At 69.2% G+C, this 11,875-nt stretch carries 14 protein-coding genes; 5 read left to right on the top strand and 9 right to left on the bottom strand.

Annotation, left to right across the window (positions count from 1 at the left end; all coding sequences use genetic code 11):
• The first annotated feature begins 34 nt into the window (after nucleotides 1-34).
• Nucleotides 35-772 carry a phosphatase PAP2 family protein gene (locus OHA05_RS16965; RefSeq protein WP_313945508.1) on the top strand — a complete coding sequence of 246 codons (738 nt, stop codon included), beginning with the start codon at nucleotides 35-37 and terminating at the stop codon, nucleotides 770-772.
• Nucleotides 773-815: 43 nt separating this feature from the next.
• Here OHA05_RS16965 and OHA05_RS16960 read toward each other — a convergent pair whose 3' ends face one another.
• From OHA05_RS16960 to OHA05_RS16950, 3 genes are all read right to left on the bottom strand, one after another.
• Nucleotides 816-1,061, bottom strand: a complete 246-nt coding sequence (locus OHA05_RS16960) for a hypothetical protein (protein WP_328861062.1) — start codon at nucleotides 1,059-1,061, stop codon at nucleotides 816-818.
• Nucleotides 1,062-1,116: 55 nt separating this feature from the next.
• Complete coding sequence (locus tag OHA05_RS16955) at nucleotides 1,117-2,688, bottom strand: FAD-binding oxidoreductase (RefSeq protein ID WP_328861061.1); 1,572 nt, start codon at nucleotides 2,686-2,688, stop codon at nucleotides 1,117-1,119.
• A gap of 78 nt (nucleotides 2,689-2,766) precedes the next feature.
• Nucleotides 2,767-2,946: a hypothetical protein gene (locus tag OHA05_RS16950; RefSeq protein WP_313945511.1), complete on the bottom strand. Its 180-nt coding sequence runs from the start codon at nucleotides 2,944-2,946 to the stop codon at nucleotides 2,767-2,769.
• 126 nt (nucleotides 2,947-3,072) lie between these two features.
• Here OHA05_RS16950 and OHA05_RS16945 point away from each other — a divergent pair, with 126 nt between their 5' ends.
• Both OHA05_RS16945 and OHA05_RS16940 read left to right on the top strand, forming a co-directional pair.
• Nucleotides 3,073-3,903, top strand: coding sequence for a hypothetical protein (locus OHA05_RS16945; protein ID WP_313945512.1), 831 nt, complete (start codon nucleotides 3,073-3,075; stop codon nucleotides 3,901-3,903).
• Between the two features lie 172 nt (nucleotides 3,904-4,075).
• Nucleotides 4,076-4,252: a hypothetical protein gene (locus OHA05_RS16940; protein ID WP_313945513.1), complete on the top strand. Its 177-nt coding sequence runs from the start codon at nucleotides 4,076-4,078 to the stop codon at nucleotides 4,250-4,252.
• Between the two features lie 116 nt (nucleotides 4,253-4,368).
• Here the strand turns inward: OHA05_RS16940 and OHA05_RS16935 are convergent, their stop codons facing one another.
• The gene (locus OHA05_RS16935) at nucleotides 4,369-4,701 is read right to left on the bottom strand and encodes a metal-sensitive transcriptional regulator (protein WP_313945514.1); all 333 of its coding nucleotides are present in this window, start codon (nucleotides 4,699-4,701) and stop codon (nucleotides 4,369-4,371) included.
• A 242-nt stretch (nucleotides 4,702-4,943) separates the two neighbouring features.
• Between OHA05_RS16935 and OHA05_RS16930 the strand changes: the two genes are divergently transcribed.
• Complete coding sequence (locus tag OHA05_RS16930; RefSeq protein WP_313945515.1) at nucleotides 4,944-5,564, top strand: DUF47 domain-containing protein; 621 nt, start codon at nucleotides 4,944-4,946, stop codon at nucleotides 5,562-5,564.
• Nucleotides 5,565-5,569: 5 nt separating this feature from the next.
• Nucleotides 5,570-6,568, top strand: coding sequence for an inorganic phosphate transporter (locus tag OHA05_RS16925; protein ID WP_313945516.1), 999 nt, complete (start codon nucleotides 5,570-5,572; stop codon nucleotides 6,566-6,568).
• Between the two features lie 346 nt (nucleotides 6,569-6,914).
• Here OHA05_RS16925 and pstB read toward each other — a convergent pair whose 3' ends face one another.
• The 5 genes from pstB to OHA05_RS16900 all read right to left on the bottom strand — a co-directional run bounded on the left by pstB (nucleotide 6,915) and on the right by OHA05_RS16900 (nucleotide 11,874).
• On the bottom strand, nucleotides 6,915-7,691 hold the full coding sequence (pstB, locus tag OHA05_RS16920; RefSeq protein ID WP_313945517.1) for a phosphate ABC transporter ATP-binding protein PstB: 777 nt from the start codon (nucleotides 7,689-7,691) through the stop codon (nucleotides 6,915-6,917).
• Between the two features lie 27 nt (nucleotides 7,692-7,718).
• Entirely contained in the window at nucleotides 7,719-8,795 is a 1,077-nt protein-coding gene (pstA, locus tag OHA05_RS16915) for a phosphate ABC transporter permease PstA (RefSeq protein WP_328861060.1), read from the bottom strand.
• Nucleotides 8,792-9,790 (bottom strand): phosphate ABC transporter permease subunit PstC, encoded by a 999-nt coding sequence (pstC, locus tag OHA05_RS16910; protein ID WP_313945519.1) that lies wholly within the window; start codon nucleotides 9,788-9,790, stop codon nucleotides 8,792-8,794. The genes pstA and pstC overlap by 4 nt, the downstream gene beginning before the upstream one ends.
• 103 nt (nucleotides 9,791-9,893) lie before the next feature.
• Entirely contained in the window at nucleotides 9,894-11,027 is a 1,134-nt protein-coding gene (pstS, locus tag OHA05_RS16905) for a phosphate ABC transporter substrate-binding protein PstS (RefSeq protein ID WP_328861059.1), read from the bottom strand.
• Nucleotides 11,028-11,460: 433 nt separating this feature from the next.
• Complete coding sequence (locus OHA05_RS16900) at nucleotides 11,461-11,874, bottom strand: NUDIX hydrolase (protein ID WP_313945521.1); 414 nt, start codon at nucleotides 11,872-11,874, stop codon at nucleotides 11,461-11,463.
• Nucleotide 11,875: the final 1 nt, after the last annotated feature.

Genomic DNA, 11,875 nt, shown 5'->3' with positions numbered 1-11,875 from the left:
ACCGCGGCAGGCACAAGGCAAGGGGCCGCAGCAGATGGCTGGACTCGCAATGGGGTTCCCCCTGACGGAGTCAAGGGGCGGGTCGAGCCCTGATGTCAGCCTGCTCTACGACATCAACGGCCTGGCCAAGGACGCACCCCACTGGTTCGACCGCGTGATGGAGTTCGTCGGCGAGTGGGGCATCCTGCTGGCGATGGTGGCCGTGGCGCTCTGGTGCTGGTGGAGCGTGCGCCGGCGCGGTACCACCGAGGACTCGGTGTCGGGTGTCGTCGCGCTGGTATGGGCGCCGCTCGCCGCGGGCATCGCGCTGCTGATCAACATCCCGATCCGCGGGTTCGTGGAGAGACCTCGTCCGTTCCTGGACCACCAGGGCATCGAGGTCCTCGTCTCCGGGAAGACCGACTACTCGTTCGTCAGTGACCACGCCACGATGGCGATGGCGATCGGTGCGGGGCTGTTCATCGCGCACCGGAAGTTCGGCTGGGCCGCGATCGGTCTCGCCCTCGCCGAGGGGTTCTGCCGGGTGTACATGGGCGTGCACTACCCGACCGATGTCATCGGCGGCTTCGCGCTCGGTACGGCGGTCACCCTGCTCCTCGCCCCGCTCGCGCTGGCCCTGCTGACCCCGGTGGTGTCGGCGGTCGCGGGCTCCGGCCGGGCCGGACGGCTCGTGCGCTCGAAGCGGGCGCCCGCCCAGGCGGACCGTCCCGAGCCGCTGGACATCCACGATCCGCGGACCGAGGGCGCGGGCCGGAACGACCTGGCTGCCTGATCGTTTGGGCCGTGAGCCGCAGGCCGTACCGGGTCCTGGCGGGTCAGCGGCGTCCGCCGCGGTTGCGGCGGTGGTGGCGACGGACGATCAGTACGGTTCCGGCGCCGGCTATCGCTCCGGTGGCGAGCACCGCGAGGGAACTCTCGAGCGGGCCGTCCGGCTTGGAGGCGACGGCGGGGGCCGTCTCGGCCGGCTCCGCGGACGCCCCCGGCACGGCACCGCCGAACGGGAGGGCCAGCGTGAGCGCGGTGGTCGCCGTGAGCGTGGCTATTCGTCCGGTTCGGTTCATGTAACCAGCGCACAGGCCCGGCACCGTACCGGCCATTCGGGGGCCCCCGTACGGGCTACAGCGCCTGCGGGAAGTCGAACAGCCTGCCCGGGTCGTACTGCTTCTTCAGCCGGGTGAGCCGGTCCGCCGCGGGTCCGTAGTAGGCCCGCCGCCAGTCGGTCAGCGTCGGATCGACATAGTTCTGGTACGCCGCCCCCGACGCGAAACGGCGCAGGGAGGCATGGGTGCTCTTCAGCCACGCCTGCTGGGCCGTGCCCTGCGCGCCCGGGCGCCAGGCGGCGATGTACTGCGCGAGCATCCGAGAGCGGCGGTGGACGAACGACGTCGCCAGCGGGTCCACCCGGTTGACCGCGCCGCCGAGCGCTGTCAGGACGATGGAGCCGCCCCCGCCCTGGCTCTGCGGGAGGCGCGTGAACCCTTCGGCCGCCGCGAGCACTGCCTGGACGCCGGAAGGGGAGAGCGCCCGGTCGAAGAAGGCGGACGCCGCGGCGTACGTCTCACGCTGGAGCGCGCCCTGCGGGGAGCGGCCCGGGGTGCGGCCGGGCAGATGGCACTGGTCCTGGCTGAGCGTGGCGCAGTTCGCGTAGCCGAGCATGGCGTCGAGATGGCCGCGCCGGCGGATGGAGACGTTGCTCGCCGGGGAGCCCGCCGCGTCGGCGAGCCGGTCGACGGCGTTCTTCAGGTCGCCCTCGGTGCCGAGGGAGAAGGCGGCGATGGAGAAGGTGGGGGAATGCCCGCCGGGGCCGGCCGACAGATGGGCCGAGGACCATATCTCGTCGGGCTGGTCGGGTCCCCATCGCTGCCAGGCCGAGAACACGGCGGCCGCCTTCGACCAGGGCCAGGTGAGATAGCCGACGACGGTCGGCGTGGCCGGGTGCGTACGGAACCGGAGCTCGGTGACCACGCCGAAGTTGCCGTTGCCGGCGCCGCGCAGCGCCCAGAACAGGTCCGTGTTCTCCTTCGCGCTCGCCGTCAGCCGTCGGCCGTCGGCCGTGACGATCCTTGCCGAGGTGAGGCTGTCGCAGGTCAGGCCGTACGCACGCGAGGTGACGCCGTGACCGCCGCCGAGGGTGAGGCCGGACACCCCGACGGAGGGGCAGGAGCCGGCCGGTATGGTGCGGCCGGCTTTTCCGAGCGTGGTGTAGACGTCGATCAGTTTGGCGCCGGCGCCGATGGTGCCGTCCGTGCCGACCTTCTTCAGGGCGGAGACGTCGATGACGAGCCGGCCGTTGCCGGAGGACCAACCGGCGTAGGAGTGGCCGCCGTTGCGTATGGAGACGGGGGTGCGGTGGGCCCGGGCGTAGGCGAGGCACTCGGCGATGTCGTCCTCGCCGGACACATACGCGACGGCCGCGGGCTTCAGTGCGTCGAAGCGGGTGTTGTAGAGCTGGCGGGCCGTGGGGTACGCGGCGTCGCCGGGGCGCACCAGCTGCCCGTCCAGGCCGCGGGCGAGCGCTGTCCAGTCGGCCGCGGCGGCGGAGGCCGTCGAGGCGGACCCGCGGGGCGTGGGTATGCGGCCGGCCGTGCCGGTGGTGGCCTCGGCCGTGGGTGTGCCGCCGCCCGCACTGCTGCTGCAGGCGGTCGCGGTCAGAGCTACAGCGGTGGTGAGCAGCGCGCGCCGGTCCATGGTGCCTCCTGGGGGACAAGACGGCGCTGAGGCCGTGGGGGTTCCGGAGGAACGCGGTCCAGGGGCTGCCGTGCGGTCTCAGTCTCTCGCGGTGACGGCTGTCCCGTGCAACTCGGCGTCGGTACGTGCTCGTTCACGGGAGCGTCGGGCGGGTCCGGCCCATCCGCAGCTGCACCGGGCTATCGCGAACGAGCCCCGCTCGGTGGTTGTCGTGAGATGAGGGGATTCTCCGCTGTCCGGGAGGTCTCGCGCTGGCACCTCTCCACGGTACTGGCGCGGAGCGCAACCCGGGTGGTCGCGTGACGACGGGCCCTGGCCGTCGTTATGCGGGACGGGCGGAGGTCTCGTAGAAGCAGCGGTTCCGGTGTTGGGGGTTGGCGGTCGATGGTGGTGCAGCAGCACAGGCGCAGGGGCGCCGCGTTGGTGGTCGCCGCCGCCGTGGCGGGTGTGATGGCGACCAGCGGCTGCTCCGGCGGCACGGGCGCGGTCGCCGACGACCGGCCCGGCGGCGGACGGACCGACCGGGTGCGCACGGCGGCGGACGCGCTGGTCGCCGCCGGCAGCGCGCGGGCGCGTACGTCGATGGAGACCGCGACCGGCGGGACGCGGGTGACCATCCAGGGCGAGGGCGGTTACGACTTCCGGCGGCGGATGGGCCGGCTGACGGTGGTCCTGCCGAAGGACCCCGCGGGAGCGGACGAACACCGCCCGGTCACGGAACTGATGGCACCCGGGGCGCTCTACATGAAGAACCGGGGCGCGGGTGTACCCGCCGACAAGTGGGTGCGGATCGACACGACGACCCTCGCGGACGGCAATCTGGTCACCGGCGGGGCGACGGATCCGCTGGCCGCGGCCGAACTGCTGCGCGGCGCCCGGGACGTGACGTACGTCGGGGAGGAGAGCGTCGCCGGCGAGACGGTGCACCACTACCGGGGGAGCACGGACATCGGGCGGGCGGCGCTGGCCGCCGAACCGCATGCGCGGGCCTCGCTGGCGGCCGCGGCGAAAGGGTTCGCCACCGACACCGTGCCGTTCGACGTGTATCTCGACGAGCAGGGGCGGCTCCGCAAGGTGCGGCACCGCTTCAGTTTCGCCAACGCGACCGGTACGGTCGCGGTCACGTCGACCACGGTGCTCTACGACTTCGGCACTCCGGTGACCATGGTTCTCCCCGACCGGCGGGACATCTATGCCGGCAGGATCGGGACGTAGTCCGTGTTCTTCGTGGCCGTGTCCGTTCGCCGCCGGGGCCCGTGGGGTTCCTTCGGGTCAGCCCGGGAAGATCTGAAAGACACCCCCGAAATGGTCCGGACGTGCCATGCGCGGTGTGTGCACCACTCCCTACGCTAGGAAGTCGACGCCCGGCAGGAAGAGGTGAACGCACGTGGCTCCGCCCAGTACGACGACCGTCCAGGACCACGTGGCGCTTGCCGAGATCGAACTGTGCGGTGAGCTGATCATCGCGGCGTCGGCCGCTGACGAGGACCGGCTGAGCCCGGACCGTATCGACGAGGTGCTGAAGGTGGCGGCCGAGCGGTCCGAATCCGGCCGAATCGACTGATCCCTCTCGGCGGGACCGTCCCCGGGGGGCGCTGTACGTCGGGTATGCGGCGGTCGGATGGGCGGCAAGGCGGGTAAGCGCCGGCCGTGTGGCCGGCAGATCGGGAAAGCGGCAGGTCAGGTGCGCAGCAGGCGGGCGATCGCCTTGGTGGCTTCCTCGACCTTGGCGTCGATCTCGTCGCCGCCCTTGACCGCGGCGTCCGCGACGCAGTGGCGCAGATGCTCCTCGAGCAGCTGGAGCGCGAACGACTGGAGTGCCTTGGTGGAGGCGGAGACCTGCGTGAGTATGTCGATGCAGTAGACGTCCTCATCGACCATGCGCTGGAGGCCGCGGATCTGGCCCTCGATACGGCGCAGCCGCTTGAGGTGCTCGTCCTTCTGTTTGTGGTAGCCGTGCACGCCGCGGTCGTGGTCCGTGACCGGGGGGCCGCCCGCCTCGGTGGTCGTCATCGCGTCCTCCGGTTGTCAGCTGTGCCGAGATGGAGCCTGTCCGAAAACTGTGCCTGATCCATCACATAGGAGTCACATACCCCTCATGGGTATATGGTACCGAATCGCTCCGGCCAGGGGGCCGGGGGTGCTGTGCTGTGCACTGTTGCCGATGGGCGACACTGAGGAAGCCGGTTGGCCGTGGCCGGATGAATGCGCCTAGCATCAGCCTGACCGAATCCAATGCACCCCGAGGACCCCACGTGCGATTTCGTCTGACCCCCAGGGAGACGAGCTTCTACGACATGTTTGCCGCCTCCGCGGACAACATCGTCACGGGCTCCAAGCTCCTGATGGAACTGCTCGGGGCGGACTCCTCCGCCCGGGCCGAGATCGCGGAACGGATGCGGGCAGCGGAGCACGCGGGAGACGACGCGACGCACGCGATCTTCCACCAGCTGAACTCCTCCTTCATCACGCCGTTCGACCGCGAGGACATCTACAAGCTCGCGTCGTCGCTCGACGACATCATGGACTTCATGGAGGAGGCCGTCGACCTGGTCGTGCTGTACCAGGTCGAGGAGCTCCCGAAGGGTGTCGAGCAGCAGATCGAGGTCCTCGCGCGGGCCGCGGAGCTGACGGCGGAGGCCATGCCGCACCTGCGGACCATGGACAACCTCACCGAGTACTGGATCGAGGTCAACCGCCTCGAGAACCAGGCCGACCAGATCCACCGCAAGCTGCTGGCCCACCTCTTCAACGGCAAGTACGAGGCCATCGAGGTCCTCAAGCTGAAGCAGATCGTGGACGTACTCGAAGAGGCGGCCGACGCCTTCGAGCACGTCGCGAACACCGTCGAGACCATCGCGGTCAAGGAGTCCTGAAGCTTGTGGACACCTTTGCCCTGATCGTGACCATTGGTGTCGCGCTCGGATTCACGTACACCAACGGCTTCCACGACTCCGCGAACGCCATCGCGACGTCCGTCTCCACCCGCGCCCTGACACCGCGCGCGGCGCTGGCGATGGCCGCGGTGATGAACCTCGCGGGCGCGTTCCTCGGACAGGGCGTGGCCAAGACCGTCAGCGAGGGGCTCATCGCGACGCCCCAGGGCAGCAAGGGGATGGGCATCCTCTTCGCCGCGTTGCTCGGCGCGATCGTGTGGAACCTCGTCACCTGGTACTTCGGCCTTCCCTCGTCCTCCTCGCACGCATTGTTCGGCGGCATGGTGGGCGCGGCGCTCGCCGGCGGCACGGATGTGATCTGGACCGGCGTCCTGGAGAAGGTCGTCATCCCGATGTTCGTCTCGCCCATCGTGGGCCTGGTCTGCGGCTATCTGGTGATGGTCGGGATCATGTGGATGTTCCGGAAGTCCAACCCGCACAAGGCCAAGCGCGGATTCCGGATAGCCCAGACCGTCTCGGCGGCCGGTATGGCGCTCGGGCACGGACTCCAGGACGCCCAGAAGACGATGGGCATCGTGGTGATGGCGCTGGTCATCGCCGATGTCGAGGGCCAGGGCGACGCGATCCCGGTCTGGGTGAAGATCGCCTGTGCGGTGATGCTCTCGCTCGGCACGTACGCCGGTGGCTGGCGCATCATGCGCACGCTGGGGCGGAAGATCATCGAGCTGGACCCGCCGCAGGGGTTCGCGGCGGAGACGACGGGCGCCTCGATCATGTTCGGTTCGGCGTTCCTGTTCCATGCGCCGATCTCGACGACGCATGTGATCACGTCCGCGATCATGGGTGTCGGGGCGACGAAGCGGGTCAACGCGGTCCGGTGGGGCGTCGCGAAGAACATCATCATGGGCTGGTTCATCACGATGCCGGCCGCAGCGGCGGTCGCGGCGCTGAGCTACGGGATCGTGTACCTGGCGTTCGGCTGACGCCTGCGCCGGACGGCCGGGACGCGGCCCGCAGGGCAGCCGGCCCGGACGACGGCTTGGGAGCCGGCCCGGACGACGGCCTGAGAGGCCGGCCCGGAAGGCAGCCGTACCACTTCCCCGCCCCGGACGGCTCGCCCCCTTCGAAGACGCCGGCCCGGTGTGAGCGCCCGTACGGCAGAGACTGGAAAGACATGTGGGCCCGCCCCCCTGGGAAAGGGGGCGGGCCCTTCGTCTTGCGGTGGCACCGCCATGCAGCACCGCGAGACGTGTTAGGGGGCGACGGGGCTGCCGGGCGCCGGCAGCCGGTGCCGGCGCTGTCCACCCGGGATCACCGCGGGAGCGGTGATCACCCGAAGCGGCCCGAGATGTAGTCCTCGGTCGCCTGCACCGACGGGTTCGCGAAGATGCGCTCCGTCTCGTCTATCTCGATCAGCTTTCCGGGCTGGCCGACCGCCGAGAGGTTGAAGAACGCCGTACGGTCCGAGACCCGCGCCGCCTGCTGCATGTTGTGCGTCACGATGACGATCGTGAAGCGCTCCTTCAGCTCGCCGATCAGGTCCTCGATCGCGAGGGTCGAGATCGGGTCGAGCGCCGAGCAGGGCTCGTCCATCAGCAGGACGTCGGGCTCGACCGCGATCGCGCGGGCGATGCACAGACGCTGCTGCTGACCGCCGGAGAGGCCGGAACCGGGCTTGTTGAGGCGGTCCTTCACCTCGTTCCAGAGGTTCGCGCCCTTGAGCGACTTCTCGACGACCGCGTTGAGCTCGCTCTTCTTGTAGCTGCGGTTGAGGCGCAGACCGGCGGCGACGTTGTCGTAGATGGACATCGTCGGGAACGGGTTCGGACGCTGGAAGACCATGCCGACCGTACGGCGCACGGAGACCGGGTCGACGCTGGAGCCGTAGAGGTTCTCGTCGTCCAGCATCACCTTGCCCTCGACGCGGCCGCCGGGGGTGACCTCGTGCATACGGTTCAGGGTGCGCAGGAAGGTGGACTTGCCGCAGCCGGACGGGCCGATGAAGGCCGTCACGGAGCGGGGCTCCACGGTCATCGAGATGTCCTCGATCGCCTTGTGGGAGCCGTAGAAGGCAGAGAGGCCGCTGACGTCGATTCGCTTGGCCATGGGGATCACTTCGCTTTCATGGACGCTTCAGCGACCGGACTTCGGGGCCTTCCAGCGGGCGATGCCGCGGGCCACCAGGTTGAGAATCATGACGAAGGCGATCAGCACCAGGGCGGCGGCCCAGGCGCGGTCGTACGACGCCTCGCTGCCCACCCGGTACTGCTCCCAAATGTAGAAGGGGAGAGAGGACTGGGCGCCTTCGAAAGGATTGCTGTTGATCAGCTGACTGCCGAAGACCAGCAGCAGGATCGGCGCGGTCTCACCCGCGATACGCGCGATCGCGAGCATCACACCGGTTGTGATGCCGCCGAGCGCGGTCGGGATGACGACCTTGAGGATCGTGCGGTACTTCGGCACACCGAGGGCCAGCGAAGCCTCGCGCAGCTCGTTCGGAACGAGCTTGAGCATCTCCTCGGTGGAGCGGACGACGACCGGGACCATGAGGATCGCCAGTGCCAGCGCGCCCATCAGGCCGGAGGGCTCCAGCTCGAACAGCAGCATGATCGAGAGGAGGAACAGGCCCGCGACGATCGACGGGATGCCCGTCATGACGTCGACGAAGAAGGTGACGGCCTTGGCCAGCGTGCCCTTGCCGTACTCGACCAGGTAGATCGCGGTCAGCAGACCGATCGGCACCGAGAGCACGGTGGCGATACCGACCTGCTCCAGCGTGCCGATGATGGCGTGGTAGACACCGCCGCCGGCCTCGAAGCCGGGGACACCGGCCATCGAGTGGGTCAGGAAGTACCCGTCGAGCACCTTCATACCGCGGCTGACGGTCACCCAGATCAGCGAGAAGAGCGGGATGACGGCGAGGACGAAGCAGACCCAGACGACGCTGGTGGCCAGACGGTCCTTGGCCTGTCGCTTGTTCTCGACGACCGTGGTGACGACGTACGAGATGACGACGAAGAAGAGGGCCGAGATCAGGCCCCACTGGATGCGGCTCTCCCAGCCGGCGGCGAGACCGAGGCCGACACCGAGCGCGATCGCGACGACGGCGAAGCCGAGCGGCGCGAAGCGGGGGAGGGAGCGGCTGCGCAGGCCGTTCTTGCGGACCGGCGGCGTCGGGGTGGGCCTGTCCTGTATGGCTGTCTGGCTCATGCGTTGGCCCCCGAGTACTCCTTGCGGCGGGCGATGATCAGGCGGGCCGCGCCGTTGACCAGCAGGGTGAGGATGAAGAGGACGAGACCGGAGGCGATCAGGGCGTCCCGCCCGAACTCGTTGGCCTCGTCGAACTTCGCCGCGATGTTCTGGGCGAAGGTGCCTCCGCCCGGGTTGAGCAGATGCAGGGAGATCAGGAAGCTCGGCGACAGCACCGTGGCGACGGCCATCGTCTCGCCGAGTGCGCGGCCGAGGCCGAGCATCGAGGCGGAGATCACGCCGGACCGGCCGAAGGGGAGCACCGACATGCGGATGACTTCCCAGCGGGTGGCGCCGAGTGCGAGGGCGGCCTCTTCGTTCATCTTCGGGACCTGGAGGAAGACTTCGCGGCTGACGCTGGTCACGATCGGCAGGATCATGATCGCCAGCAGGATGCCGACGGTGAACAGCGAGCGGGCGACGCCGACCTCGGTTTTCTCGAAGAGGTAGGTCCACCCGAAGAACTGGTCGAGCCAGAGGTTCAGGCCCTCCAGGTAGGGGACCAGGAAGAGCGCGCCCCAGATGCCGTAGATGATCGACGGCACGGCGGCCAGCAGGTCGACCACGTAGGCGATGGGGGAAGCGAGCTTGCGCGGCGCGTAGTGCGAGATGAACAGCGCGATGCCGACGGCGATCGGGACGGCGATCGCCATCGCGATGATCGAGCTGATCACGGTGCCGAAGAGGAGGACCGCGATGCCGAACACCGGCGGGTCGCCCGCCGGGTTCCACTCGAACGTGGTGAGGAAGTTGCCCTCGTCCGCGGAGATGGCGAGCACGGAGCGGTAGGTGAGGAACGCGGCGATCGACGCCATGATCACCAGGAGCAGGATGCCCGAACCGCGGGACAGGCCGAGGAAGACCTTGTCGCCGGTGCGGCCGGTGGAACCCTTCTTCCTGTTGACCGGCGGAGCCGGCGTTGGAGGGGGTGCGTCTATGGATGTGGTCGAAGCCATGGTCTTTCCGGTCTGTGGTGGGGGAGCGGCAGGACTCCCCTGGCGGCGGTGCACCGGATGAGGTGGCCGGCGGAGGCCCGAAGGCCTCCGCCGGCCGGTTGCGTTACTTCAGACCCGCGACGGTCTCGCGGACCTTGGCGTTGATCTCGGCCGGGATCGGCGCGTAGCCGGCCTCGGAGAGGACCTTCTGGCCCTCGTCGCCGGCGGTGTAGGTCAGGAAGGACTTGACCGTGCCCAGCGTCTCGGCCTTGTTGCCCGTGTCGCAGACGACCTCGTAGGTCACGAGGACGATCGGGTAGGCGCCTTCGGCCTTGGTGGTGTAGTCGAGGTCGAGAGCCAGGTCCTTGCCGGTGCCCTTGACCTTGGCGGCGGCGATGGCCTTGGAGGCGTTCTCGGAGGTGGCCTTCACCGGAGCGGCGGCACCGGTGTTGATGTCCACGGTCGGGATGGACTGCGAGCTGGCGTAGGAGAGCTCGAAGTAACCGATCGCGCCGTCGACCTGCTTGACCTGGGCGGCGACACCGGAGGAACCGGACGCGGCCTGGCCGCCGGGGGCGGGCCAGCTCTTCTCGGCCTCGTAGGGCCACTCCGCCTTGGCGGTCTTGCCGAGGTACTTGCCGAGGTTCTGCGTGGTGCCGGAGTCCTCGGAGCGGTGGAAGGCCTGGATCGCCTTGTCCGGGAGCGTCTTGCCCTTGTTCAGAGCGGCGATCGCCGGGTCGTTCCACTTCTTGATCTTGTTGTTGAAGATCTTGGCGACGGTCGGGGCGTCCAGGCTCAGACCCTCGACACCGGAGAGGTTGTAACCGATCGCGATCGGGCCGCCGACCATGGGCAGGTTGATGCCCTGGCCGCCCTTGCAGATCTTCTTCGAGTCCTCGACCTCTTCGGGCTTCAGGGCCGAGTCGGATCCGGCGAAGCCCACCGTGCCCTGGTTGAAGGCGACGATTCCCTCACCGGAGGAGGAGGACTTGTAGTTGACCTCCACGCCGGAGCAGGCCGCCATGTAGTTCTTGACCCACAGGTCCATGGCGTTCTTCTGAGCGCTGGAACCGGAGGCGGGCAGCTTGCCCTTGGCGTCGTCGCACTTGATGTTCGACGCGGCGTTGGTCTTCTCGCCGGTGCCGCCGGTTCCGCCCGCGTTGTCGTCCGAACCACACGCCGTGAGGACCAGGGCGCCGGTCACGGCGAGGGCGCCGAGCGCGGTGGCGCGAAGCCCGTTCTTGCGCTGAAGCTTCACTTTCGGGTGTTCCTTCCAGGAGCCGCCGGACGTTGACCTGAGTCGGGGACGTTCAGTGCGGCGTGTGTCGGGGTGGGGGGAGCCGGCCCTTTGCCGGTCACCGTGTAAGGCCGAAATTAGGCAGATCAGGTGAAGCGGCCCAAGGTGGAGAGTGAACGGAAGGTGAACCGTGTCGGGCGGCTGGGTGCCTGGTGGCGCGGCGGATCGGACGGTCGCGCTCCGTTCGCCCGTACCCCTGTCCCGGTGACCGTCCGTACGTCTGTCCGGCACAGGTCGGCGGACCGTCGAGCGACAGCTTGGTGAGGGTCGGGGACTGCCGGCAGGACGGGTCAGGGCGGCTCCCGGCGGCTCCGGCCTCGGACTCCCGGACCTCGCCTCTCCGCTCCCGGGTCGTGCCCATCGCCGCTCGGCCTCTACGTCCCAGCCTCGTCCATCAGGCCGAGTGCAGCGCGTCGAGCAGCGCGTCCAGCAGCTGGCGGTCCCGCGGCTGCGTCAGCCGGTTGCGTGCCGCGGCGGGCGGCAGCCACAGAATGCGGTCCACCTCCTCGCTCGGGGTGAAGGACCCCGTCGTCGCCTCGGCCGCCCAGTACGTGACCTGCTTCGGGCGCCCGTTCGCAAAGTAGCGCGCGGTCGGCAGCCGGGCGCCGGGGACACACGCGTGACCGGTCTCCTCCAGCACTTCGCGCAACGCACCGGCGAGGGTGTCCTCACCGCGTTTCAGTTTGCCCTTGGGGTGTGACCAGTCGTCGTACTTGGGCCGGTGCACCAGACAGATCTCCAGGCCCTCGTCGTACGGGGCCCGGCGCCACAGAACGCACCCCGCCGCATGGACCGTGCTGTCGCTCATC

The organism is Streptomyces sp. NBC_00306, from assembly GCF_036169555.1.
GTDB lineage: Bacteria > Actinomycetota > Actinomycetes > Streptomycetales > Streptomycetaceae > Streptomyces > Streptomyces achmelvichensis.
The sequence above is the reverse complement of the archived record's forward strand: the minus strand, read 5'-3'. Positions and strand labels throughout refer to the sequence as shown.